Below are 25,929 nucleotides of genomic sequence, written 5' to 3'. Positions count from 1 at the left end.
AACTCAAATGCTGTCACTAGCAGAAAATATGCAAAAGCTGGGTTTGGGTTTAATCATTATCTCATTTTTACCGTGGCTGGCGATCGCCTTAATTGTGCCATTTTTACCACTTTCCGTTGCCCAAAAAGCCCTGCTAGTACCAGCGTTATTGGTTTTCGCTGAAGTTATATTTTGGTTAGGTGCGCTACTGGTAGGAAAAGAAGTAGTGCAGCGATATCGACTTTATTTTAATTTCCGTTACTTGCGGATATTGTTCAAAAGATGGAAGCGCAAAAACAGAAAAAGATTGTAATTGGTTAGAATGAGTATTCAGAAATCTCTGTGTAAATTAAGAAAATGGCAGCATACAAACTGACCGAAACCGAACTACAACAAGCCCTCAATAGTTTACCAGGATGGCAAATTAAAGAAGGTAAGTTATACAAAGAATACAAATTTAATTCTTTTGCTACAGCCTTGGGTTGGATGGTGACAGTCGGTGTTCACGCGGAAATAATGGGACATCACCCGGAATGGTCTAATGTTTACAGCACCGTCCGGGTGAATCTTATTACCCACGACATCGGTAATGCTATTAGCAATTTAGATGTCGAATTAGGGAAGAAAATGGAAGAAATATATGGTAAATAGGTGACAGGTGACAGGTGACAGGTGACAGTAAGAAGGCAAGAGGCAAGAGGCAAGAGGCAAGAGTTTATTCTTCCCTGTTCCCTGTTCCCTGTTCCCTATTCCCTGTTCCCATTACTAACTTGTTTCCTGAATTTGTAACCTAATGGTGTGTTCAGTTGCACCGCTGAGTTGCAGTTCCATTACTTCTCCTCCCAGGGGTTCTACACAACTGAGGAGCGATCGCAAATTGGGGGTACTTGCACCAGTATCAACGTATAATCTATCAGCCAAGTTACTGATTTTTTTCCAAGTCATGTATAACTTGGCTATACTTTGTTCCATTTGAGATGCTTGATTGACCAAATCAGCAGCGATACTTAAACAGCCGATTCTTTGGGCTTCTTCTAATGCGGTTTCAATATCCACATTTTCTTCTGTCAGTGCCTGAACTTGGGCAGCAGATTTGAGATATTTTGCTAATTGACGGGCTTCTGTGGTGGCCTGCTTGAGAGTATCAACATCAGGATTAGCTGCTATATCCCTTTGTAATGCCTTTTGGTGCGATTCTGGCAGTTTTTCCATTTCTTTGACCAGAGGGGCAATATAGCGAGCAGGAAGGCTATTATCTGCGGCTTTTTCCTTAACTGGTTCAGGTAACAAATCTGAGGACATGGCTGTCCATTCGTCGGTGAGTTGACGGACTTCTCTGCGGGTGATGCGATCGCCTTTTTGCGCGGCTTCACTCACCATCTGTTGCACTTCTGGGGCAGCTTTAGCGGTTTCTACAAATGCCCGTTTACTAAAATTATTCACACTGGCTGGATCAAGTTTGCCTTCTTCTAGGAGAGTATCAGCACTGTTAGCCAATTGAATCCAGGAATAAGCTTGAGTTTTACTAATTTCCCGTTCCTTCAACCATTTGAGGAAACCAGTACCTCTGCTATCACCACCTTTTTTTTCTCTGTCGCGGATAGCGCGTAAAATGCGACCTCGCCAAATTTCTGTTTGCAAATCAAAGCGATCGCATACTTGCCAAGCTACATCTAACTGCTGTAAAAAGTCAGACTCAGCAATTTGTTCATCTTCTGGATCTGGGAGTTCAAAGTCTAAGTCTACTGGCTGTTGCAGTGCAGCAGCAAGGTCATTCATAGAGTCGGTATCTTGCACGATGGATAGCTGGTTGGTGTTTGCGATCGCTTGATTGTCACAAATGCTGCATTCTTACACAGAATAAGCAACAACAGACAGGTAAATATTATATAGCAATATTTAAAATTTTCCCTTCTGCCTCCTGCCTCCTGCCTTCTGCCTCCTGCCTCCTGCCTCGCCCGAAGGGCAGTTAAACTAATTGTCTGGAAGCACAACAGCGATCGCGTCCACTTCTTTTAGCTTGATAGAGTGCTTCATCTGCGGCTTTGATCAACAATGCTGGTGTAAGATCATAACTAGGTATGGTACTGGCAACACCTACACTCAAAGTAACCCGTGAATCGACCAGAGAAGCTTGGTGATGAATAGCTAAAGCCTTAACTTGAGAACGGATTTCTTCTGCTATTCGCATAGCCATTGTTTCATTAGTATCGGGTAAAATCACCGCAAACTCTTCTCCTCCATATCTCGCTACTAAATAAGTCGGTTTTTTGACCCCCTTAGTCATCACTTGAGCAACTTTTTTTAAACAAGCATCTCCCGCTTGATATCCATAATTATCGTTATATCGTTTGAAAAAATCTAAATCACACAAAATCAACGATAAAGGAGATTGTTCCGTAGCCAAACGTTCCCACTCTTGCTGAAGATATTCCTCAAACTTGTGATGATTAGCTATTTGCGTGAGTCGATCATAGTTAACGATACGCTGGAGATTTCTATTTTCTAGCTTCAAATTCCAGTTTTCTTGTACCTTAACAATTACAGTTGTTGTAAAAAATAAAACTATAGGTGTAGCAACCGGCGGCCAATAATTGAGTTTTAGCAACAACAGACTCAAAATTATCCAAGTAAATGACAAACCGAGCAATAATCCTAATTGTTCCCTAGTTCGCAAATAAGCGATCGCCCAATATAAACCCGGTCCTCCCAGTAAAAATAACATTATCCATCCCCTTAAAGGAAAGAGACGGAGGAAATTATTCTGTAAAATATTACTGATTATCGTAGCGTGTACAGACACACCACCTGTAGGTGGGTCATAGTCAAAGGGAGTTATCAACCCATCAATACCGGGAGCAGTAACCCCAACCAACACTATTTTATTTTGGAAAGCCTGACTTGGTATTTGTTGCTCGACCACATCCACAAAGGAATATTGTGGTATTTTCTGGCCTTTACTAATCCAATTAACCCACAAAGGATTAGCTAAATTTTTTAAGGGAGGAGTTTCCCCAAAAGTATTATATGCTTTGAGAGCTGCAATTGCTAATGAGGGAACACCTTTGATTTCGGTTTCCACTCTGCGAACCATACCATCTCCATCCTTATATCTGAGAATATGTCCCGTAGTGATGGCTACTTGTTCCAATTCCGGTCTAGGCTGCCAAGGTTTTCCTTGGGTATCCCATGCTTGAGCTAGTATAACTCTACCATGTCGCTCCATAGCTTTTGCCAACATCGCATCATCGACACTTTGATCAGAAAAGAGGATGTCGAATGCAACTACATTAGGCTGTGCTGTACTAAGTACATTTAATAACTTAATGTACTTTTGCCTTGTCCACGGAAACTGCCCAAACTCATTTAAACTTTTATCATCTATTGCCACTACCACCACACGCTCATCCCAGTTAGCATCTCCCCGCAGGCGAAATAAATTGTTGTAAACAATCCATTCCAGTGGTTGAAAGACTCCTAGCAGGAGAATAACAGCCACTATCAACATTCCCATCCAACTGGGGCGCGATCGCCAAATAAATCTAAACAAATGTTGAATAAAATAAATAATATGCGTCTCCTGTTGCTTCAAGGAACCGCTAACTCATAATCTTGTCGTTTTCCCAAAGGTGTAGTTACTGTAACCGCAATACGACGATTAGCCGGAAGCGGCACTACAATATCAAATGTTCCATTTCTATCAGTAGTCAGCGGTTGATCACCCAAAATGATCAAGTTAACAATATCAATTTTACCTGCAATTCGCGCCTGTTGATTTCCCTGTGCTGCTAAAAATTTCACATCCAAGCGTGTATCGTTTTGTAAAGGCATGGGTAGTGATGGCGGTTCTCCAGGAATTATTAAACTCTGAAAGCCTTTATTTATATACAAGGTTTTACTTTGTGCTGTTGTTGCTACACTCCCTGTCAGAGTTGCGACCCCTGTTTTACCAGTTGGTTGCACACTCACACCAAATTCTGTACCCCTGACACCTGTAATTCCTGCGGGTGTTTCAATTTCCAAGGAAGAGTCTCTATGTGTAAAGGAACGCAATTTGATTCGTACCTGTCCCCCTGTCACCTGTAAATGTGTGATGCGTCCACCATTAACTGTGGTTTGCAGTTTTTGAATTTGTAATTTTGTATTTTCTGCAACTTGAATAAAACCAATACCAGTATCTAGCGCCAGCATGGTACTAGAATTTTCTCCTGTGCTGATACTATCTCCTACATTTTGTAGTTTCGCACCTATACTAGCGGCTTGGGATCTTTGTTTATTTTGATAGGTGACAGACCCGGAAAGCTTGCGAACTTCTAAGTATCGCTTCACTCTGACTTGTAATTTATTCTGTGCTAATACTTGACGGATTGTTAACAACCCAACTACAGATACACCCAATAATAGCCAATATCTTTTCATCTAAACCTCCAGGAGACCCCCACCAAAACTGTACTCAGTTTGGTGATGGGAGGAATGGAGGGTTAATTGTGAAACGTCCCTTGAGTAATTTTGTGCGCCAGCACAAACAATGAGAGAGACAGTTGAGCAATTAACAAATCTGTTATTTTCCATATTCGTAACCGTCCTTTTTGTGAATTGATTTACAGTATTTGTAAGAGATACCTTGAATCAGTCCAGACACTGTTGAGATATTGAAACTACCGCTAGTCCTCACCGCTACTCGTCCGATATATGCCCCAATCTTTGTACCTTTTGTGACAACAGCTTTAACAATGTCTCCGGTTTGAAAACCATTAACAAATTTGAACCTGGGGACATATCTAGAAGGAAAACCGTATTTGTCAGTTCTGCAAGATTGTCTAGTGCCGTGACCGTTAGCTGTAATTAACAATGGTTTAACACCTTTGATATTGAGAATTGGAGTTAATTGACCAACACAAGCTGCATCAATCCAGTGCGTTTTCTCTAGTTTCTGTTGACTTCTATTGAATTTTGTTAGCCCTCCTGAACCAGTTTCTACAGGTAATCCAGTCGCTTTTAAAACTTTTAGTAATGCCAATCGAGTTGTGTTGACGGAGGCCGCATCAGCTAATGGTCTTTTGGCTTGCTTCAGGATTTTTTCTAACCTTGATGGGTCTTTTTTGAGGAAATCTTTGATATCTTTTGTTCCCTTCTTGGTATTACATTTCTCGCAACTTAAAGTGAGATTTGTAATTGAATCACTACCACCTTTGGCTCGTGGATGAATATGCTCTACTTGAAAAGGAACGTCTTTCACTCCACAGTAGGCACATTGTCTATCCCACTTTTCTAGTAAGTATTCTCTGGTTTCGTAACCAGCTAAAGTTCCTTGTTGATATTCCCTACCTTGAAGATCAGGATTAGCCATTAACTGCATATCAAACCGTACTAATTCTTGACTAATCGCCCCAATTGGTGCAAATTGGCGCAACTTTTTCACCCAAGTTTTGATATTCTCAATTCGACTTTGTAAGCTCGGTGCTAACCATCCCTCTGGACGTTTTCTATTCAAGAACCTTGGTTGTCTGTAACGAGTTTTTCTTGCACGTCTAGAACGTCTTAATTGTCTTCTAGAAGTTAAAGCATCTCTAATTGCAAAGCCTCTATGTTTTAATTCAGCAGCAAATACAACCTCGCCAGTTGAATCGTTAACTAATGCCATTCCCGTGAATTTTGCACCAGGATCAATCTTTAATCTCAGCAACGATACTGGGGAGTCAGGACGTGATTCTTTGAGAATAATTGTGAACGGAAACTGTCTAAATATTGCTGCTTTTTTGTTTCTTAATAGTTGTCTGGCTTGTGCCGAATGAATTGGATTTAACGGTATGAAGTTGGTATCTAAAACAAATACTTTGGACATATTGTCCCTCCTTGCGGGTAATGTTAGCTTTGACAAGGTTAGAGGTCGGTAACTATCTTAAAAGCACTGGTTTAACCCTTAAGCCTGTTTAACTTTTAAGTTCTAGAGCAGGGAACTAGCTACACATTCCCTGGTAGGTCTTTAACTCTTACCTCTAACGTAGTTCGGTCAAGAACTGAGTCTGGTCAACTAGGCTTTTACAAGCCCTCACTTACCCGAAGGGAAGTGATGGGTGGTTGACTCCAATGCTGCTATTTGATCCTTGTTTCTAATTTACGCGATCCCAAGCACTTTCTAATTGTTTCCGATAGTCTAGAAATTAGACCTCAGCTAAACAACAATGAACCAGGTAGACTATCTCCGCATTAGTTTAATTGATCGCTGTAATTTCCGTTGTCTGTACTGTATGCCAGAGGGTGCTGAATTACACTATATCCTCAAACAACAGTTGTTAACTGATGAGGAACTTCTCACTCTGATTCAAGAGGTATTTATTCCCGTCGGTTTTACCCGCTTTCGTTTGACTGGTGGTGAACCTTTATTACGTCCTGGTGTGGTGGAGTTGGTGAAGGAAATTGCTAATTTTCCCCAAACTCAGGATTTAGCAATGACTACTAATGGATTTTTACTAGCACCCATAGCTAAAAATCTCTATGATGCAGGTTTAAGAAGGATTAATATTAGTTTAGATTCTCTAGACCCAGACACCTTTGAGCAAATTATCGGTAATCATGGGCGTGGACGTTGGCAACAAGTTTGGGAAGGGATTCAAGCTGCCTATAATGTGGGTTTTGACCCGTTAAAGTTAAATGTAGTTGTAATTCCTGGTGTTAATGACCATGAAATTTTAGATTTAGCCGCGCTGACGATTGAAAAAAATTGGCACGTCCGGTTTATTGAGTTTATGCCTATTGGTAATGGTCAATTATTTGGCGATCGCGGTTGGATATCTTCTGCTGATTTGCGCGATCGCATTCGTCAACGTTGGGGCTTGACAGAATCACAAATTCGTGGTAATGGCCCTGCTGATGTGTTTCAAATTCCAGGAGCGAAGGGAACACTAGGTTTTATCAGCCAGATGTCAGAATGTTTTTGCGATCGCTGTAACCGAGTCCGTCTATCTGCTGATGGCTGGTTACGCCCCTGCTTATTAAATGAAACTGGTCAAATTGATTTAAAAACCTCTTTCCGTGCTGGTATTAGCACCGTTCAATTGCAAGAACAAGTTCGACAACTATTAAATATCAAATCTGAAATTAGCTTTAAACAACGCGACTCAGGTACAGTCGGCTCTTACACCCGTACCATGTCGCAAATTGGGGGTTAGTCATTAGGAATAGGGAACAGGGAACAGGGAACAGGGAACAGGGAACAGGAAGAGATAATAAACTATTGCCTTCTGACTCCTGACTCCTGACTCCTGACTCCTGACTCCTGACTATTACGCTTGACGTGAGTAATATTCCACCACAAGCAGTTCATTCACTTGTAGTGCTACCCATTCTCTTTCAATCACACTATTAACTTTGCCAGTTAATTTATTTTTATCAAATTCTAAGTGATTGGGGAGGTTGGCTAAACCGGGATATTGCAAGTTAGCTTCAACCAATTTCTTGGATGCTTGATTATCCCTAACAGCAATTTCTTCTCCAGGACGGCACTGATAACTAGCAATATTCACTACACGACCATTAACGGTGACGTGACCATGATTTACTAGTTGACGTGCTGCGGGAATGGTGGGAGCCATACCCATGCGAAAAACTGTATTATCTAAGCGCATTTCCAGCAATTGCAGCAAAACTTGTCCAGTAGAGCCGGTTACACGCCTAGCTTTACGAACGTAGCGCAGCATTTGTTTTTCTGTTAACCCGTAGTTCAAGCGGAGTTTTTGCTTTTCTTCTAGACGGATAGCATACTCAGAACGTTTTTTGCGGTTCTGACCATGTTGTCCTGGTGCATAGGCGCGTCTAGCACTTTTTCGAGTTAAGCCTGGTAATTCGCCCAAGCGGCGGACAATTCTGAGGCGAGGCCCTCTATATCGGGACATGAGTTTCCTTAATTTAATCCTGTTTAAACTTTACCCAAATTTTTAATTATGACATTCCTTGCTGTAATTAGCTAGAGGATTATCAATAAAATGATCTGTGAACAGATATACAGCAGATTGCAGGCAAATGAAGCCCAAAATTTCCATCAAAAAATGGCTTAAGCCAAGCTGCGCTATCAAGTATCAAGTGTATTTTACTCCTGACTCCTGAGTTTTGCTGTAAATTCCGCATTTTTGATGGGTGCTTGATAATTATACACAAGGAGAGAAAAATCAGCACAATCTGATCACTAAGAACATTATTGTTGACTGAGGTTTAGTTATCAATTTCAGAAGGCAAAAATTCCTGAATTGTAGAACAGGTTAAGAAAATTCTAAGTTAGCATAGCCTTGGGTGTTTGGAGAATAACGGAGAATAGCAATGATAAAAAGCCAAAAACAAATTAGCAGCAGAATTTTCACTGTTCCAGTTGTAGTTATAGCTGGATTGTTGACAAATGTTCTACCGAGCCACGCTGTTATAGATTCTTATAGAAACGATTACCGTGCCTGTGCAGCGCAATTATTGAGTGTAGGAGTCACAACAGAAGCAGCATCTCAAGGTTGTGCCACCGCAATGCGACCCAGAGAGTTATCTACCTGTGTGGCTCAAATTAAAAAACAGACACAGATTAACCCTACAGATGCCCTTTATTCCTGTGGTCAAGCCCGTCGTCCTGAAGATTTAGCTACCTGTGTAGTGGGTATTAGCAAAAGCACTAAGGAGGAAATTAATCAAGCTACTTTAAGCTACTGTGGACGTAGTTTATTACCCGTGACTTTTGCTCAGTGTGTAGTTGGCTTGGGTAAAGAAATTAAGATGACTTCAATTCAGGCTTTAGATACTTGTATAGATGCCAGTGATCGGTCTAGTGGCATTGGAACTGGAATGACAACACCACCGGGTTCTATGCCTCGTTTTGAGACTGTTCCCATGCCATCAGATCCTAGCATTAAGTAAATTGGTAACGCTTTAAAGTTAGCAGTGAGTCGCATAATTGTAGGGTTGGGAAACTTTCTTCCACCCTACTAGTCTTTCAAACCAAAGATGATGGGGTTAAGGCAAGTTTGAGGAGCAGATAAAATAAGGTTTCGGCTTTAACCCTCTCGAATTTACTTTCTCTGACTACTGAATAGATCATGTGAGAACTTTGCTTTCTACACATATCAAATTTGTGTCATATTACTGGTCTTGATTACCAAACACCATTTGTAAGACCATAGGGACACCTCCATCTTGGTGATATTTATCTGCCCAAGCACGGATGATTTCATCTAATTCTTCCATGGCCTCTTGCATTTGTTCAACGGGGATGTCCAATTCTTCCACAGCACGCATAGAATTGGCTTTTCTTTCCGCCCAATCTTTCATCATACGAAAATAGCGAGCAGTATCTTCCACCATTGTGTAGGTACGCTCTTGGTCGTCTGCTGGGGCGTAAAAAGGACGAGTCAGGGCATAGAAGGGCATTCCCCAAGGTGAATCAATGCGTGTAACTGTACCGGAGTAAAGCAAACGACGCTTGATATGTTCTGCTAAGGCTTCACTGAGGGGCATTTGGTGGTGAGGTGGTAACTCCTCTTGCGATCGCTTGTGGAGAAACTCAATCAACTCCAAAAACTCAAAGGAAGTGACTAACTGAGCATCTGGTAAGTTTTTGGGCAACTTGCGCTCAATTTGCTTTTTCTCTTCGCTTGTTAAGCTTGTACCAGGAACACGAGACCTTCCTGGCTGCCAAGGATATTTTTCCATCCATAGGTATGGCAGTTGTATCAAATAGCGGGGTTCTTGGGAACCCAGCATTTTTAGCAATTTACCTTCAGTCAGAGCTTGTCTTACTTCTTCGACTATGATTTTTACTCGCTTTGGCTCAAGGTGGTGCAAATGTCCTGTCATTCGCAGGTTTTGTCCCTGCTCCAGATAGGTCATATAAATTGCACACTTAGCTGCTGTTGCGGCTGCATCTAAAAATGCTCCATGCCTGTGTCCACTTGTACGCATGGCACTGAAAGCTAGATAAAGCATGATCTGATCCATCGCACTCGGACCCAGACGTTTGATCAGATCTATGTCGTTACTCATATTCACAGACAGATGAATGGCACGTTTACAAGAGTGATATTCAAATTAAACTACCCATTATACACCCAATTGCAATTTCTGTCTTCACCTGAAATGAAGATTTGTCATGCTTTCACCATAAATTGGCTATGGTTTTGATGATATTAGGGTGTAAATCGTTAATTTTGACAGCAAAGGTGACTTAGATCACCACAAAATCATGGCATTGCGCTACATCAAATTTAATTTAATTAATGCAGCTATTTCGTGATCAGCTTTCGCTCATTTAATTTGCTTTTTTTGCCAACTGAACTTTTAGCTGCAATGCTGTTCATTCATAAAAGCTAATCCTAGTCTAGCACCTAATTTATCTAGATTTAGAAATATGAAAATTACTTGAATTCAAAAGTTAATTTTCTCTCAAAATATGTAGTTTCATGTTTCTGCATCTTTTAATTCTTGGAGCTAGAGGATGGCGATTGAGTTCGCATTTTTTCAAAGCTGACAGCAACGGCACCACCAGTTACCAATAGAACTCCCAAGATTTGAATGAGATCCAGTTTTTCCTGAATCATTAATCCAGCAAAAATCACTGTTAACACTGGAACAACAGCACCAATTATAGCCGAGCGTGGTCCACCTAATTTGCGAATTCCAAAGTTGTTAAATAAATATCCACAAAGAGTGAGAACACCCAACATAAAAGCACTTAAAATCACTTCCAGTAAATTGGATGATCTAATGGCTAAACTCCAATCGCTTGGTAATGGTACTAATAAACAGATGAAGCTTAATAGCAACATGGTGGCAAAGTTAATTAAAGCAAATGAAACTGGATGCAGTTTCGGAGCGCATAACCTAGTAAAAATTACGTAAATAGCAAATGCTATTCCGGACATAATTCCAGAAATAATTCCTAAAGAGGTATTACTCGTACCAGTTGAATAACTACCCAAGATTAATAATTGACCAAAAAAGATGCTGGAAATCGCACCAGAACTGAATAAATTAGGACGCTCACGAAAGAGAAACCATGATAGGAGTCCAGTAATCATGGGATAGATAAAGAACAGTGCGATCGCAATTCCTGTTGTCACTTTACCGATAGCAATGTAAATCAGTACCTGTGAGAAAAATAAAAATCCCCCACTCACAACTGATAACAATAAAACTTGTTTTGTTTTGTCACTATTGGGAGCAGCATTTCTACTCACTGAATCAAATAAATTTTTTATGTCTTGCCAAACTGGGGGATGTAAGATGGGAGCCAAAAGTAACATCAATGGCACAACCACCAATAACCGGAGCATTAAAATTAAGAAAATATTCCCCAATGTTGGTGATATTAATTGCTGGGTTTCAAAATTTCCGAGCAAATCAGAACCTTCATTAAAAAGCGCCTTCACAGCTACGTTATAAAGGGATGACATCACTGTTGAGGATGCAACCAACAGAAAACCTATCTGAATTGGCGACCAGTTTGGAGAATTCTGGGTTCTTTGTCGTCGGGGTGTTGTTTGCCAGTTGGGTGTTAGTGGGGGTTGGTATTTAGTTGATTGTTTTGCTGAGGAATCAGGAGAAAGAACAGATATTGGCTCAGGTGTTTTGGATTGAGTTGGTGATTCTGTGGTTAATTGTGGTGCTGAAGAATCAGGAGTGATAACAGAAGTTGATTCTGATATGTTTTTTTGAGTTGATGATTCTGTGGTTAATTGTGGTGCTGAAGAATCAGGAGTGATAACAGAAGTTGATTCTGATATGTTTTTTTGAGTTGGTGATTCTGTGGTTAATTGTGGTGCTGAAGAATCAGGAGTGATAACAGAAGTTGATTCTGATATGTTTTTTTGAGTTGGTGATTCTGTGGTTAATTGTGGTGCTGACAAATCAGGAGTGATAACAGAAGTTGATTCCGATGGCTTATTTTCCTGGGGGAGTGGAAATGTAATCACAGCGTCGATTGCTGAATTTTCATTTTTTGGTAATTCCTGAGTCACCAAGGAAATTGGTTCAGCAATAATTCGTTCTGGCGATTTTTCCAAAAACCCATTTTTGTGAGGATCCGTTAGTTGTAAAACGGTTGGCGCACCGCCTGTTACCACTTTGAGAGGAGTGGTTTCTCTAGTCTTCTCTAGTTCCCCTTGGAGGCGATTCACAAATTCTGCTAAAATCTCTTCCCCTTGCTGCTGTTGGTCATACATTCGTGATAGCTGCTGGGAAAGATGACTCTGATAATTTTTGAGTTCTTGTTGCAGTGAGCTAAAAGCAATGGTGACAGTATCATCGAGATTGTCCAGCATTTGGCTGACATTTTCATTGATCTCACTAGCTACTGTAGAGTTGACTTCAGCAGATCTGAGCGCGGCACGTTCAGAAGGATCAACTACAATTGATTGGGTAGCTAATGTTTTCAGTGAAGATTGTAATTGGGAAGATATGTGCTTTGCTAAAACTTCCGCTAGCTGACGGATGAGAACTTGTTGTTCGGTGATTTGTCGAGCCTGTTGTAACTTTTCTTTTTCCTCTATTAGTCTTTGGATATCATTAGCTAAACGAGTTTTTTCCGCTTCTAGACGCTTTACATCGTCTTGCAAAGACTTGAGAACATTCTGTTGCAGATTTTCTAGGTCTTCAACTATATCCCAGAGGGCATTTTCAGCTGCTCTAGATAGGTCGCCTCTGATTCGTGGGTTGTCTGGTCGCTTTTCAAATCGCCCCATTAGTTTCTAACCTCTAACACCTTGACGATAAATTCAGATACCAGTTGTCAGTTATCAGTCTGATAACTTTCACTGTTCACTGTTTGCTGTTCACTGTTCGCTGTTCACTGTTTCAAAGCCTTGCAGATTGGTAGGTTGTTAAAAACCAAAATTTGTGCGAAGTGTAAATTGCGTGACAGTTTCCGTTGCTCTGAGGAATTAAAGTATTGTTCTGGGAAAAATAGAAGATAATACTATCTCCTGGACAATATTCTAATAAATGACTAACAATTCTGCAAAAATAGGCTTTAGTTTTGGGAATATTTGCAGAATATAGTAGTTTGTGATTGGGTTGAATTCGGATTGAATGTAGGGGTAAAGCACCGAAATTTTTAGGATGAAACAGTAATCTTACTTAGGTTGTAAACGGCGAATGTATTGCATTCATGATGAGAACTGCTAGGCAAGAATCTCAATAGATTTCATTTTAAATTTAATATGATCCGGATAATACTGAATATTGCGGCGCTGATTACAGCACTGATTGGGACTGTAATTACCCAGGCTGCGGCTATTCCTTGGAGTGTTTGAAATTTGATGGATTTGAGGTTTTGCACCAGTCCAATGCCTACTACACCACCAACAAGCGCATGAGAGGTGGATACAGGTAGACCCAATCGGGAAGCCAGTAAGATTGTGGTGGCGGTGGCTAGTTCGGCACAGAATCCACTACTAGGTTGTAGGGAGATAATATTTTCGCCGATGGTGGCTATAACTTTTTTGCCCCATATTGCTAATCCTGCGACTATGCCGGCACCTCCAAGAATCATAATCCATAAGGGAATGGTGATTCCGTTGTTGGGGACGTTATGTGTTTGATTGATGTAGGAAATTACAGCTAGGGGTGCGATCGCATTACCGACATCATTTGAACCATGTGCAAAGGCGACAAAACAGGCGCTGAGGAGTTGAAAGCGTCCGAATACGTATTCAATAGCAGATGTAGGGGAATAGGGGTGCAGGGGTGCAGAGGAGAGAATGGCTTCTTTGTGTTTTTCGGTTTTCTCTAATTGTCGCCAGCTATAGATTGTCAGTCCAATTGCTGCTGCTGCACCTGTGAAGATGGGGATGTCGTGAACAGGTATATCTAATCCGACTTTCTCAATTAAGAAGTCTGTTAGCGGTTGAGTTAAGGATGGTAGGACGATTACACCAAATATACTCAGTAAGATTGTGCTTAACCAAGGAATCCATTCTTTTAACTGTAATACGGGATTAGGTTGGGTTAAAATCCAACTTTGGATGAGACTGTAAAAAAAAGCGGCAATTATACCGCTGATTATAGGTGTTAATATCCAACCGATGGTAATTAAACCTATGGATGACCAATCTATTGCTTTTATGCCTAATGCTATCCAAGTAAAACCTGCGATCGCACCGACTACTGCATGAGATGATGAGACTGGTAAAGCCAATGATGTGGCGATTTGCAGCCATACTCCGGCTGAGATAAGTACAGTTACCATCCCGAAAGCTAGGGTTTGGGGTGTAGCGATGAATAAGTCGGGGTTGGCTATTTTCGTTCCTAGTGTTTCTGTTACTCCATGTCCAAATAAGACTGCACCTGTAAATTCTAAGATTCCTGCAATAATGATTGCTTGTTTGAGGGTGACAGCTTTAGAACCCACGGATGTTCCCATGGCGTTAGCTACGTCATTTGCTCCCAGGTTAAAAGCGACGTAGAAGGCTAAGAAAGCGATGATTATCATAATTGTCTGATAGCGTAGCGTGGCGTAGCCATATCAGGATGTTCAGGACACCCTTCGGGAAGTCAAAAGTCAAAAGTCAAAAGTCAGGATTTTGTTTGTCTGAATTAGGATGTCCAGAATTTAAGGATTTACAGGATTTTAGAATGAAGAGGATTCACCTAAAATCTTTTCCCAGTCCCTAGTCCCCAGTCCCCAATTTACGGATAAATCAAAATTTTATACGTTTCTGGTGTGGGTGCGATCGCTTGGTTTACGGCTTGTGATAAATCTTGTAGGGGATAGCGATCGCTAATTAAGGCTTTCACATCAATGCGGCGATTAAAGACTATATCCGCAGATAGATTTTGTAAACGGTAGGATGAGCTATAACTACCCATTAAGTCAATTTCTCGACGATAAAGAATATTAGGGTTGATGGGAATTTCTAATTCATCGGGAAATTCTGCGAAAAAAAGAATTTTTCCACCTTTGCGGGTACAGTCTAATGCTTGGAAGAAGGCTTTATCACTGGGTACTGCTAACAAGGTGACATCAACACCCATTCCTCCAGTTAAAGCTTGAATTTTTGCGGGTAAATCAGGATCACGAGCATCAAAAGCCGCTTCTGCTCCCACATTTAAAGCTTTTTCAATTCTAGATGGTAAGAGGTCAGTGGCGATCGCTCTCCCTCCAAAATACTTCACCAACATAATAAACATTAACCCAATGGGACCGGCACCAGTCACTAACACAGTTTGTCCTGGTGCAATTTGAGCTTTTTTAACGGCTTTTAAACAGCAATTAGTTGGTTCAACAAAACTCGCTTCTTCAAAACTGATATCATCCGGGATGGGAATTAAGCCACCATTCTGCACAATATGGCCTGGTACTTTCACATACTCTGCAAAACCGCCTCCACTGGCGTTAAAACCTGCGGTAGTGGAGATATTTTTATAAACATCGCACATGGAGAAATTATCATTCAGACAATAACCGCAACGCATACATGGTATATGGTGCATCACAGCTACCCGTTGTCCTACTGTCCACCCCTTCACATTAGCACCTACAGATGCGATCGTTCCAGCAGTTTCGTGTCCAAATATGCGTGGTGGTTCATACAAAGGATAACGAATTTTTTTAATATCTGACTGACACAAACCCACAACCCTCACCTGTACTAGCACTTCATCTGCTTCTAGGGTAGGAACTGGGATTTCTTCGTAGGATAATAGATTTACGCCTCTAAATACTTGTGCTTTCACGTTGGTTTTTTATTATTCAACGTTACTAGATTTAGCATTTTGTGGTGAACTTTAGGTGATGGAGGTAGTTTTTTTATTATTTCTGATAACGACCTCAGCCAACTCTTGATAATGGTAAGTTATGAATTTCATCCTAATACACTCAGGGTTATTTCATTCTAGATTTAATCAACGAATTTAGGTGTTTTCAGCCGTCGTGAGATAGAATCCCTGAAGCCTCAAATGACGCATTCTCGTAAATACATAAAATGTCAGATTTTAGAATGAAATAGCCCTGCAATAAATGATTATACTGGTCTGGGATTCTCACGAAATAAGCTGCTGTGCATTTAATTTGTATAAGTCTGGCGGGCAATATGCGTACCCCACAAGATTTAACTATTTATAGGATTATCCAATTTAGGTGCGTAACCGCTTATTCAGATAGATCCCCATGCTATGAGTACATTGAGCATGGGGACTTCCTCCATAGCGTTAAATAGCCGCTTCTTCCCGTTGAGAATCAAAGAAAATTTCAAAAGAACCAGCAGGTACCATTTGCTGTAAGTGCTGAATATAACCGTCTGCATCTGACCGACTACGGAATCTGGCAACAACCACACGCTCCTTATCCGCAAGCACACGAGCTATAGCCCACCCATTCAAGCGATTTTTGTAAGAAACCGCTTTATTTTCTGGTTTGGTATCTTTGAAATCTGTGTTTTGTGGCATGATTATATTATCCGTATGAATTTGAGTGAATGGCGTTAGTGCGGTCTCTAAGGGGGGATAGCACTAGCGCCTTTAATTGACGATGCCACCTTGTTATTACATAATTTTTGAATTGTCAATACTTAGTGCAACACGATAGTTTTTACTAGGCAAGAAAACTGAGATAAATAGATTTTACAGGATGGTCAGTATACACCAACTTAGTTAATCAAAACAGCTATAATTTAAGTGTAAATAAAATAACACCTGTTCTGATAAGATAGTTATATCATACTTGCATATACATTGGGGAATAGATATAGGAATTATCAATCATATATAAAAAAATATGTTACTGTTTTCTGCTACATATACGAATAAGTGTGACTACGCTACGCAAGCTATCAAAATTATCTAGGATTGCTATATCAATGAGATTAACTACAGCAATTTTAAAAAAAGTAGCCTCAGAAATGGGTGCTACTGTTTTAATAGAACCTGAAGCTGAACTAATTGGACACATTACCTTTAAAAACGGAAAAAAAACCGTTTTTAATAATACTAGACTCAATATTAATGGTTTTGGTTCTTCCCATTTAGCTCAGGATAAAGGCTTCTCTAATTATTTTTTACACCAGCTTGGTTATCGAGTTACAGAGGGGAAAACATTTTTTAATGAAAAAATTTGTGCCAAAATACCCAACCCTAGAAATATCTATGATGGTTGGGATTATGCTCAGGAATTAGGATTACCTGTAATTGTTAAACCGTTAAATCTCAGTTTAGGAATCTTAGTGACGAAAGTATATGACAAATCCGAATATTATGAAGTAGCTGAAAAAATATTTAATATTCATCCAGGATTAATAGTAGAAAGATTTTATAGCGGTAATGACTTTAGAATTTTAGCTCTTGACAATCAAGTCATAGCTGCCTATCAAAGAATTCCTTTATCTGTAACTGGTGATGGTAAATCAACAATCTTACAATTACTTCTAACAAAACGCGAACAATTGTTAAAAACTAGAGAAAAAATATTAATTGATGTAGAAGATTTCCGCATTCTGCAAAAATTACAAAAACAAAACCTCACTTGTGATAGTGTACTTGCCAACAATACTGTAGTTTATCTTTTAGATAATGCCAATCTATCTAGTGGTGGTGATTCAGTAGATTTTACTGATACTATTCATCCTGACTTTGAGAAACTAGCGATTAATATCACCAAAGATATGGGGTTGAGATTAGCAGGTGTAGATATACTTACCACTGATATTACTCAACCATTGGTAGATTATACACTATTAGAAATTAACAGCGCCCCTGGTTTAGCTCATTATGCTTTTCTTGGAGACAAGCAAACACAAAAAGTAGAAAATTTATATCGTCTCATTCTGCAAGCATTAGAAAAAGAATAATCCAGAGTTGTCAATGAACTTTATTCACCAATTTTTCCCCAATAAAGATTCAAATTCAGCCTGTAAAGCTTTGATATCTGCAACTCTAGCTACTAATACATTATCTTTGCCGGCATCTTTTAATCTGGCTTTCCAATATTGAACACTCTCTGCATTGTTCAACCAAAACTGAATCACTGTGTCTACAACTTGATCAAAATTCCAACTTCCAGATGATGAAACAGATTCCAGAGATTCTAGAAATGCATCTAGTGTGCAGATTGGTGTTCCCAAGTATTCAACACCTTGGGGCTGATTTTTCTGCCAATTCTGTTGTTGATGATTGAAAAAGTACAAAACTGGAGACACTCCTACAATGTCAAATGCATATTTCATACCAGTCCTCCAAATCAGTTAGACGAGTGAATATGGCTGCGCTACACAAGCGCAAAATGACGAATTAATGTTATTGCTGTATATTCAACTATAACTACAAAAAAGTGAAATTACCACCTCAATTACAACTTTTGAAAATTATGCAAAATTTCTTCAAAAATTAGCACTTGTCGAGTGAGAGTGCTAAGTTAGATTCAAACATTTGATGTCTTAGGAAATAGTTTCCAGTATTAATTCAGGAGTCTCAATTATTTTTAATAAATTTTTAATAATCCGCCATGTCTGCCAATTAAAAAATAAGTTGTCATTTCACATACCTTAATATTAAAAAAGGGTCAAGGTTATACCATTTCACAAAAAGCCCGATCCAAATCATTGGTTTTTAATTCTTTCCCCCCTGCTGCCTATTTGTATCAAAATTAAAGTGAAACAGTATTACAGGTTCTTTGACACCTTATACCTTGCCCTGGGAATGCAAAACCAAACAACTATGGGAATATGACTTGATTAACCACTAAGGACAAAACAAAGTGTCCCGCGTATCTCTACCTGTTACAGGATTAGTACCTTTGGCCAGTTTGCATAATTTATTTTGCTCATCTTGACGCAACAATGCATCAGTAAAATCTGCACCGTCAACTATGGCACCATCAAATTTAGCATTGATAGCAAACGCACCTTCTAACACGGCATTGGCTAAATTGGCTCTAATCAGACGGGCCGAATCCAAGGTAGCATTGGTCAAATCAGCACCTTCTAAGTTTGCAGATTCTAGATTTGCGGCAAAAAAGCTCACACCACGCAAGTTAGCATGACTGAAATTACTTTGACGAAGATTAGCTTTGGTAAAACTGGAGTCTGTTAAATCACGTCCAGAAAAATCAGCTTCAATCAAAATTTCTTTGTTGTATTCTAGTGCCAAAGCCGTTGATGCTAAACCGACCAATGCTGTAATGGGAATAATTGCCCATAGTAATAAACTGAGTACAAGTGACGAAATGCGATACTTAGTATTCATGATATTTTTAATGGATGTTAATAAATGTCTAAACCTCCTCCATCTAATTATCCAGATATTGGTGACATAGGAGAAGACCTAGTAGCCCAATGGTTACAATCTAACGGTTGGGAAATCCTGCACCGTCGCTTTTCTTGCCGGTGGGGAGAAATTGATATTGTTGCCCAGTATGACAACAACAAAGCTACAACAAATCATCAAAATGGCAATTATCAGGACTCAATACTGGCATTTGTAGAGGTAAAAACCCGCAGTGCTGGCAATTGGGATGCAGGAGGTAGAAACGCTATTACTGCCAAAAAGCAAGCAAAGCTTTGTCACACAGCAGGAATATTTTTAGCTCAGTATCCGGAAAAGGCCGATTATCCATGCCGCTTTGATGTGGCTTTTGTTTTTTGTCAACGCTTGTCAAAAAATCTTGATGGGGCGATAATTACCCCTGAATCCCTGACGAGTTTATCAATACAGGGATATGAGTTTAAGCTGCAAGATTATATTCCAGCAGCTTTTGATGCACCAATTTTGAATTATTAATTGGTCAGTTTTTAGTAAGATGAAAATTATACAAGCTACGCTTTTTGTTTTTTGTGACTTGTCACTTATTTTCAAGCCAGTGTTTCTGGGCAATAGCCCAAGCCCCGGACAAATTGTTGTCGGAATGCTTCTATTTCTTCTTTTTCTGGGCTACCATGAGATACAACTGCTACTTGGTAACGGCGCATTACGTCTACAGGATACTGTCCTGCTTCCAAACTCCAAAGTGCCATTTGCACCCGCATGGGTGGCTCGTAACTAATTCCTAATTCATTACAGAAAGCCCGAAAATCACCATCTTCTTGGGTTGAGACAGGATCTCTCAGTTTTATCCTTACTACCCAACCATCAATTTGATGAATTACGGTGATGAAAGAAACGGGTGTTTGGGGTCTGTTGTGCAGGTGTTGAACGACCCTGAGAGTTAAACTAGCATTGGCCAGGTAATATAAATATTCCATGATGGTGTTTGGGATCAAATCCAATCCTACATCTATATCTTCCTCAATAAAGGATAGTTCCCGGTAGGGTAAAAGTCCCCGTTTTTATATGGGGAGATTTACCCAATTTTGGCGATAGTTGATAGTTGATAGTTAATTGATTTCCCCGTCTCCCTGTTACCATTACCTATTTCCTTTGAAAAAATGTCTAATTTAGAAAATCAAGGTGTGGATTTAGACCGTACATTATCTGGGTATGACTATGAACTTCCACCTGAAAGGATTGCCCAAAATCCAGCAGTTCCTAGAGATAGTTCTCGTTTATTAGTGATAGATTCTCCCAATACAGGCAAGGAAAAACCAGCACTTGACCATATTTTCCGAGATTTGTCAGAAATACTCAAACCTGGGGATTTGTTGGTAATGAATAACACTAAAGTTATTCCTGCAAGGTTGTATGGTCGCAAGTCTACAGGGGCTGAGGTAGAGGTGTTGCTGTTGGAAGAAAGACAGCATAACTGTTGGTTGGCTTTGGTGAAACCGGGAAAGCACTTCAAGTTAGGAACTCAAATTATTTTTGATGGGCAAAAATTAGCTGCTGGTAATGAACTGACAGCGACGGTTGTGGATAGGGATGAAGCAACTGGAGGGCGGTTGTTAAAGTTTGATTTACCAGAGAATATCTCTTTGGTGCAAGTTTTGGAGAAGTTTGGGGAAATACCTCTGCCTCCTTATATTACTGCGTCTACGGCAGCTGATGAACAATATCAAACTGTATATGCTCAGGAACAGGGAGCGATCGCAGCGCCAACGGCAGGTTTACATTTTACACCAGAACTTTTAGAAAAATTGTGCGATCGCGGCATTAATCAAGCTTTTTTGACGTTGCACGTTGGTGTAGGTACATTTCGTCCTGTAGAAGTGGAAGATGTCACTACTCACCAAATGCACGAAGAATGGATTGAGGTTAGCGCCACTACGGTAGAGCAAATCCGCGCTACTAAGGCTGCTGGAGGAAGGATTATTGCCGTTGGGACTACGGTAGTTCGTGCTTTAGAAGGTGCGGCACAATCTGGGGATTTACAGCCTTATGTGGGTAAGGTCAATTTATTTATTTATCCTGGCTATCAATGGCAGGTAGTTGAGGGTTTGATCACTAATTTTCACCTCCCCCGTTCCAGTTTGCTGATGCTGGTAAGTGCCTTAATTGGTAGAGAACGGTTATTGAAGATTTATCAACAAGCGATCGCATCTCAATATCGTTTCTATTCCTTTGGTGATGCCATGTTAATTTTGCCAGAAGCCAAAATCTAATATCTAAAAATTCAGTCAAGGAATTGTGAATTTTTGATGTAGTTATGGGTACTCTGATGTTGTGAGGATCTCAAAGATAAATACAGGGCTACTTTTATGTCTAAAAAACTGCAACTTAATCAGTGTTTACACAGTAAATTTAAAACGTCATTTGCCAAAAGTTCTGTACGAAGATTAGCCCTTCTGTTTGCTTCCTCTACATTTTTAGTTTTGGCTTTACCGACAATTAATTTACCTGGTAGTAAATTGTTGGCGCAGAATGCGGTTTCTCAGGACTTAGATGCAGCTATGTTATACCAATTGGGAGTGACACGCTATAACCGCAGAGACTTACAAAGTGCAGAATATGCCTTTCGTCAAGCTTTACAAAGAGATAGCAATATTGGGTTGGCACGGAATTATTTAGGTAATATTTTGATGGAGCAAAATCGCCTAGATTTAGCTGTGCAAGAATATGGAGAAGCAATTAGACTGATTCCCAATTTTGGTGATGCTTATTACAATTTAGGATTGGCTTTGCAAAAACAGGGACAGAAAGAAGCGGCAATTGCTGCATATCGGCAAGCATTAGCAGCAAATCCCAAAATGGCGATGGCTCAGTATAATTTGGGTGTAGTGTTGTACGAACAAGAACAGCGACAAGAAGCGATCGCCGCTTACCAGCAAGCTATTAATTTAGATGGAAACAATGCTAATGCTTACTTTAATTTAGCGATCGCTCTGCAACAAGAAGGTCAAGTAGAACAAGCGATCGCTGCTTATCGTCAAACCGTAAAGCTAAATCCTGAAAATACAGCAGCCTACAACAATTTGGGTGCTTTGTTAGTCCTTCAAGATCAATCTGCGGAAGCAATTAAAGTTTATCAACAAGCCATTCGTCAAAATTCCAAAAATGCTGTAGCCTACTACAATTTAGGAGTGATTTTATATAATCAAGGTGATTTAAAAGCAGCTAATTCAGCATTTAAACGCGCTCGTCAAGAATATGGTGAACAAGGAAACACTGAGCAAACAGCCAAAATTGACGAAATGATTCAAAAAATCACCGAACATTTAACACCTAAAAAATCTCAACCCACACAACCCACACAAACCACAACTCCCACTCCCAATAACAGTGATGTAGTGCTACCAACACCGGAAATGCAAACACCTGAAGCAGAAAAAAATTCGACTGATGTTCCTAAAACAGTTGAACCAAAGCCGTAGGTAACTGTTTTTTAGGGTGTAGGGTATAGGGTATGGGGTGTAGGGAATAGAGAAGCGTACTTTTTATTCTTCTCCTCTGCTCCCCCGCTCCCCTGCTCCCCTGCTCCCCCGCTCTTATATTGGCAACTTATTAATATCTTTATTACAGCCAATTACTACCATTGCCGAACCTCGTTCTAAACGCTTGCTGGGGTCAGGATTAATTTTAAATTTACCATCCTGACTTACTGCCAACAAATTTAAACCATAACGATTACGAAGTTGAAGTTCAGCAACAGTTTTACCGTGAAATTCATCAGGAACAATCACCTCAACAATACTGTTATCTGGGTCTAGGTCAAATCGATCTAAAATTGATGGTTTAGTCAATGTCCTTGCTAAAGCACAACCAGCTTCATACTCTGGAAAAACCACATGATCTGCTCCCACACGCTTTAACAATTTACGGTGAACTTCACTAGAAGCTTTAGCAACTACATGAGGTACACCGGCTTCTTTAACATTGAGAGTGGTGATAATACTTTCTTGAATATAGTTACCAATTGCCACAATTACTGTATCAAACTCAAAAATCCCAGCTTCTTTGAGTGCAGCAGGTTCAGTTGAATCTAGTTGTACAGCATGACTAACAATTTCCTCAGTTAAAGCTTCAGAAACAAGCTTTTCATCAACATCTGTAGCTAAAACTTGATAACCTAAATTATGCAGTGTGGAACAAACAGAACGGCCAAATCGACCTAACCCAATTACCGCAAATTGGTGGTTATCATGACGTAAACTGCGAAAGAATTTTAATGATGAAAGATTCATAAATTTGTCAGGGAATAGGAAATAGGGAATAGGGAAGGTAAGAGGTAAAAGTCTTTTCCAATTACCAATTACCAATTACCAATTAACCAACAAGCAAATTTTCTTCAGGATAGTGAATTCTGCTAGGACGAGGATCACCTAATATAGCTGACATCAATAATAAAATACCGACTCTTCCTATATACATTGTGATAATTAAAATTAGTTTTGCTGCTGTGGAAACACCAGCGGTTATACCTGTAGATAAGCCTACAGTAGCAAATGCTGATACCACTTCAAAAAGAATTTGAATAAACTCTAATTTTGGGTCTGTTAGACTAATTAAAATTGTTCCCATAATCACAGTAGCAAGAGAACCAAAAACTACACCTACAGCTTTTAAAATCAGTGATATCGCTATCTTACGATCATACAATAAAACTTCCTCTTTCCCTTGCAGTATTGTTTTTGTACAACTGGTGAGAACCCTCAACGTTGTAGTTTTTATACCTCCACCCGTACCACCAGGACTTGCACCAATAAACATTAATGCAATCGTAATAAATAAACCAGCATCCGTCATTTGCCCAATATCAATGGTGTTAAATCCAGCAGTTCTTGGGGTAACTGATTGAAACCAAGCTAATAATAACTGATCAAACAAATTGAAATTCCCAAAGGTTTGAGGATTCCTAACTTCTATACAAAGAAAGGCAACTGTTCCCAACACTAAAAGCAACAAAGTTGTACTAGTTGACACTTTAAAATCAAGAGAAAATACTATAGCATTGGGTTTCTTCAAAAATCTATCACGCAACCATAGATACATATCTAAAATTACCTGATAACCAATTCCTCCAAAAATGATTAAGCTTGTAACTGTGAACACCACTAACAAAGAAGTTTGATAACCGATTAAATTATCTTTGAACAGGCTAAAACCTGCATTATTAAAAGAATTGATGCTATGAAATATTGCTAACCACAATCCTTTATTCCAACCATATTCAGGGACAAAAACTACTAGTAATAAAAAGATACCCGTGATTTCAAAAATCATGGTTGTCGCAATAATTGAACGAATAATTTGCGTACTACCACTCATTCCTGGACGGTCTAAAGCTTGTTGAATTGCTACTTTTTGCTGCAAGTCAAATCTTCTGCCAATTAACAAAATCAAAAAAGTGGTGGTTGTCATGTATCCTAAACCACCAATCTGTACCAATAGTACCATAAACAGTTGACCCCAAAAGGAAAAATAAGTCCCAGGATCAACTACTGATAAACCTGTAACACAAACTGCGGAGGTAGAAGTAAAAAGTGCTACAATGGGGTCATTCCACATACCATTACTAGTTGAGAAAGGCATCATTAACAGGATAGTTCCTACCAGTATGACAGCCATAAATCCCAAGCAGATTGTGCGAGCAACAGTCATAAGTAATTTATAAATCTTCCTCTGGAAGTAAAATCGCCTTATCTAATTAAATACACAGATGGTAGCCTAACAATATGTTTTTTAAAATTTGGCTTGATCCTAATTTGGTGGACTTATGAGTACAACACTTTATCAGCAAATTCAACAATTTTACGATGCCTCCTCTGGTCTGTGGGAACAAATATGGGGAGAACATATGCACCACGGTTATTATGGTGCAGATGGTAAGCAGCAAAAAGACCGTCGTCAAGCACAAATTGATTTAATTGAAGAACTGCTGAAGTGGTCAGGCGTGAAGGATGCGGAGAATATCCTTGATGTGGGTTGTGGGATTGGTGGTAGTTCTTTGTACTTAGCTGACAAATTTAATGCCAAATCAACAGGTATTACACTGAGTCCTGTACAAGCTGCTAGAGCTAACCAAAGAGCTTTAGAGGCTAATTTGGGAGCAAGAAGTCAGTTTCTGGTGGCTAATGCTCAAGAAATGCCTTTTGCTGATAATTCTTTTGACTTGGTATGGTCACTAGAAAGTGGTGAACATATGCCAGATAAAACGAAGTTTTTGCAAGAGTGTTATCGGGTGTTAAAGCCTGGTGGTACTTTAATTATGGTAACTTGGTGTCATCGACCTACCCATGAGTTACTACTAACTCCTGATGAAAAAAAGCATTTGCACGATATTTATCGGGTCTATTGTTTACCTTATGTGATTTCGTTACCAGAGTATGAAGCGATCGCACGTCAATTACCATTAAACAACATCCGCACAGCTGATTGGTCAACTGCTGTAGCTCCTTTTTGGAATGTGGTGATTGATTCAGCTTTTACCCCCCAGGCATTTTTCGGATTACTGTTTTCTGGTTGGAGTACAATTCAAGGTGCGCTTTCTTTGGGGTTGATGCGTCGGGGTTATGAACGCGGGTTAATTCGTTTTGGGTTGGTGTGTGGGACTAAGTGACAGGTGACAGGTGACAGGTGACAGGTGACAGAAAATAGAAGTTCAGGAGTTGAACATTTTTG

Annotated in this window: 24 protein-coding genes; 9 read left to right on the top strand and 15 right to left on the bottom strand. The window is 39.8% G+C overall.

Translation table 11 applies throughout. The features are described from left to right. Positions 1-7: 7 nt before the first annotated feature. On the top strand, positions 8-292 hold the full coding sequence (locus ACLLO5_RS03700; RefSeq protein ID WP_413174136.1) for a transporter suffix domain-containing protein: 285 nt from the start codon (positions 8-10) through the stop codon (positions 290-292). A 44-nt stretch (positions 293-336) separates the two neighbouring features. Next, positions 337-630 carry a 4a-hydroxytetrahydrobiopterin dehydratase gene (locus ACLLO5_RS03695; RefSeq protein WP_413174135.1) on the top strand — a complete coding sequence of 98 codons (294 nt, stop codon included), beginning with the start codon at positions 337-339 and terminating at the stop codon, positions 628-630. 114 nt (positions 631-744) lie between these two features. Here the strand turns inward: ACLLO5_RS03695 and ACLLO5_RS03690 are convergent, their stop codons facing one another. The 4 genes from ACLLO5_RS03690 to iscB all read right to left on the bottom strand — a co-directional run bounded on the left by ACLLO5_RS03690 (position 745) and on the right by iscB (position 5,824). Beyond that, the gene (locus ACLLO5_RS03690) at positions 745-1,758 is read right to left on the bottom strand and encodes a hypothetical protein (RefSeq protein ID WP_413174134.1); all 1,014 of its coding nucleotides are present in this window, start codon (positions 1,756-1,758) and stop codon (positions 745-747) included. Between the two features lie 190 nt (positions 1,759-1,948). Beyond that, positions 1,949-3,571 (bottom strand): CHASE2 domain-containing protein, encoded by a 1,623-nt coding sequence (locus tag ACLLO5_RS03685; protein ID WP_413174133.1) that lies wholly within the window; start codon positions 3,569-3,571, stop codon positions 1,949-1,951. Then, on the bottom strand, positions 3,568-4,398 hold the full coding sequence (locus tag ACLLO5_RS03680; protein WP_413174132.1) for a FecR domain-containing protein: 831 nt from the start codon (positions 4,396-4,398) through the stop codon (positions 3,568-3,570). Before ACLLO5_RS03680 ends, ACLLO5_RS03685 begins: the two co-directional genes overlap by 4 nt. A 142-nt stretch (positions 4,399-4,540) precedes the next feature. Continuing rightward, positions 4,541-5,824 carry an RNA-guided endonuclease IscB gene (iscB, locus tag ACLLO5_RS03675; RefSeq protein WP_413172618.1) on the bottom strand — a complete coding sequence of 428 codons (1,284 nt, stop codon included), beginning with the start codon at positions 5,822-5,824 and terminating at the stop codon, positions 4,541-4,543. A gap of 340 nt (positions 5,825-6,164) precedes the next feature. Here iscB and moaA point away from each other — a divergent pair, with 340 nt between their 5' ends. Further along, positions 6,165-7,151 (top strand): GTP 3',8-cyclase MoaA, encoded by a 987-nt coding sequence (gene moaA / locus ACLLO5_RS03670; RefSeq protein ID WP_413174131.1) that lies wholly within the window; start codon positions 6,165-6,167, stop codon positions 7,149-7,151. Between the two features lie 114 nt (positions 7,152-7,265). On the opposite strand, the gene rpsD is transcribed toward moaA, so the two are convergent. Next, the gene (rpsD, locus tag ACLLO5_RS03665; protein ID WP_413174130.1) at positions 7,266-7,874 is read right to left on the bottom strand and encodes a 30S ribosomal protein S4; all 609 of its coding nucleotides are present in this window, start codon (positions 7,872-7,874) and stop codon (positions 7,266-7,268) included. Between the two features lie 421 nt (positions 7,875-8,295). Here rpsD and ACLLO5_RS03660 point away from each other — a divergent pair, with 421 nt between their 5' ends. Next, positions 8,296-8,874, top strand: coding sequence for a hypothetical protein (locus ACLLO5_RS03660; protein ID WP_413174129.1), 579 nt, complete (start codon positions 8,296-8,298; stop codon positions 8,872-8,874). 222 nt (positions 8,875-9,096) lie between these two features. Here the strand turns inward: ACLLO5_RS03660 and hetR are convergent, their stop codons facing one another. The 5 genes from hetR to ACLLO5_RS03635 form a co-directional block, all read right to left on the bottom strand. Then, on the bottom strand, positions 9,097-9,996 hold the full coding sequence (hetR, locus tag ACLLO5_RS03655; protein WP_413174128.1) for a heterocyst differentiation master regulator HetR: 900 nt from the start codon (positions 9,994-9,996) through the stop codon (positions 9,097-9,099). Positions 9,997-10,427: 431 nt separating this feature from the next. Next, the gene (locus ACLLO5_RS03650) at positions 10,428-12,692 is read right to left on the bottom strand and encodes an EamA family transporter (RefSeq protein WP_413174127.1); all 2,265 of its coding nucleotides are present in this window, start codon (positions 12,690-12,692) and stop codon (positions 10,428-10,430) included. Between the two features lie 461 nt (positions 12,693-13,153). After that, on the bottom strand, positions 13,154-14,440 hold the full coding sequence (locus ACLLO5_RS03645) for an inorganic phosphate transporter (protein ID WP_413174126.1): 1,287 nt from the start codon (positions 14,438-14,440) through the stop codon (positions 13,154-13,156). Positions 14,441-14,637: 197 nt separating this feature from the next. Further along, entirely contained in the window at positions 14,638-15,684 is a 1,047-nt protein-coding gene (locus ACLLO5_RS03640) for a zinc-dependent dehydrogenase (RefSeq protein ID WP_413174125.1), read from the bottom strand. Positions 15,685-16,158: 474 nt separating this feature from the next. Then, positions 16,159-16,395 (bottom strand): hypothetical protein, encoded by a 237-nt coding sequence (locus ACLLO5_RS03635; protein ID WP_413174124.1) that lies wholly within the window; start codon positions 16,393-16,395, stop codon positions 16,159-16,161. A 410-nt stretch (positions 16,396-16,805) separates the two neighbouring features. Between ACLLO5_RS03635 and ACLLO5_RS03630 the strand changes: the two genes are divergently transcribed. After that, a complete protein-coding gene (locus tag ACLLO5_RS03630; RefSeq protein ID WP_413174123.1) occupies positions 16,806-17,792 on the top strand; it encodes a cyanophycin synthetase in 987 nt (328 codons plus the stop codon). A gap of 24 nt (positions 17,793-17,816) precedes the next feature. On the opposite strand, the gene ACLLO5_RS03625 is transcribed toward ACLLO5_RS03630, so the two are convergent. Continuing rightward, a complete protein-coding gene (locus ACLLO5_RS03625; RefSeq protein ID WP_413174122.1) occupies positions 17,817-18,167 on the bottom strand; it encodes a hypothetical protein in 351 nt (116 codons plus the stop codon). A gap of 514 nt (positions 18,168-18,681) precedes the next feature. Next, complete coding sequence (locus tag ACLLO5_RS03620; RefSeq protein ID WP_413174121.1) at positions 18,682-19,185, bottom strand: pentapeptide repeat-containing protein; 504 nt, start codon at positions 19,183-19,185, stop codon at positions 18,682-18,684. A gap of 24 nt (positions 19,186-19,209) precedes the next feature. On the opposite strand from ACLLO5_RS03620, the gene ACLLO5_RS03615 reads away from it, so the two are divergent. After that, positions 19,210-19,719 carry a YraN family protein gene (locus ACLLO5_RS03615; protein ID WP_413174120.1) on the top strand — a complete coding sequence of 170 codons (510 nt, stop codon included), beginning with the start codon at positions 19,210-19,212 and terminating at the stop codon, positions 19,717-19,719. 71 nt (positions 19,720-19,790) lie between these two features. Here ACLLO5_RS03615 and ACLLO5_RS03610 read toward each other — a convergent pair whose 3' ends face one another. Beyond that, positions 19,791-20,180, bottom strand: coding sequence for a hypothetical protein (locus ACLLO5_RS03610; RefSeq protein ID WP_413174119.1), 390 nt, complete (start codon positions 20,178-20,180; stop codon positions 19,791-19,793). 183 nt (positions 20,181-20,363) lie between these two features. Here ACLLO5_RS03610 and queA point away from each other — a divergent pair, with 183 nt between their 5' ends. Next, positions 20,364-21,473 carry a tRNA preQ1(34) S-adenosylmethionine ribosyltransferase-isomerase QueA gene (gene queA / locus ACLLO5_RS03605; protein WP_413174118.1) on the top strand — a complete coding sequence of 370 codons (1,110 nt, stop codon included), beginning with the start codon at positions 20,364-20,366 and terminating at the stop codon, positions 21,471-21,473. A gap of 96 nt (positions 21,474-21,569) precedes the next feature. Next, positions 21,570-22,682, top strand: a complete 1,113-nt coding sequence (locus ACLLO5_RS03600; protein WP_413174117.1) for a tetratricopeptide repeat protein — start codon at positions 21,570-21,572, stop codon at positions 22,680-22,682. 114 nt (positions 22,683-22,796) lie between these two features. Here ACLLO5_RS03600 and ACLLO5_RS03595 read toward each other — a convergent pair whose 3' ends face one another. Next, positions 22,797-23,492, bottom strand: coding sequence for a potassium channel family protein (locus ACLLO5_RS03595; protein WP_413174116.1), 696 nt, complete (start codon positions 23,490-23,492; stop codon positions 22,797-22,799). 82 nt (positions 23,493-23,574) lie between these two features. Next, complete coding sequence (locus ACLLO5_RS03590) at positions 23,575-24,909, bottom strand: TrkH family potassium uptake protein (RefSeq protein ID WP_413174115.1); 1,335 nt, start codon at positions 24,907-24,909, stop codon at positions 23,575-23,577. Between the two features lie 115 nt (positions 24,910-25,024). Between ACLLO5_RS03590 and ACLLO5_RS03585 the strand changes: the two genes are divergently transcribed. Further along, on the top strand, positions 25,025-25,867 hold the full coding sequence (locus tag ACLLO5_RS03585) for a methyltransferase domain-containing protein (RefSeq protein WP_413174114.1): 843 nt from the start codon (positions 25,025-25,027) through the stop codon (positions 25,865-25,867). Positions 25,868-25,929: the final 62 nt, after the last annotated feature.

It is taken from the genome of Anabaena azotica SJ-1, assembly GCF_047275885.1.
Taxonomy (GTDB): Bacteria; Cyanobacteriota; Cyanobacteriia; order Cyanobacteriales; family Nostocaceae; genus Trichormus_B; species Trichormus_B azotica_A.
The sequence above is the reverse complement of the archived record's forward strand: the minus strand, read 5'-3'. Positions and strand labels throughout refer to the sequence as shown.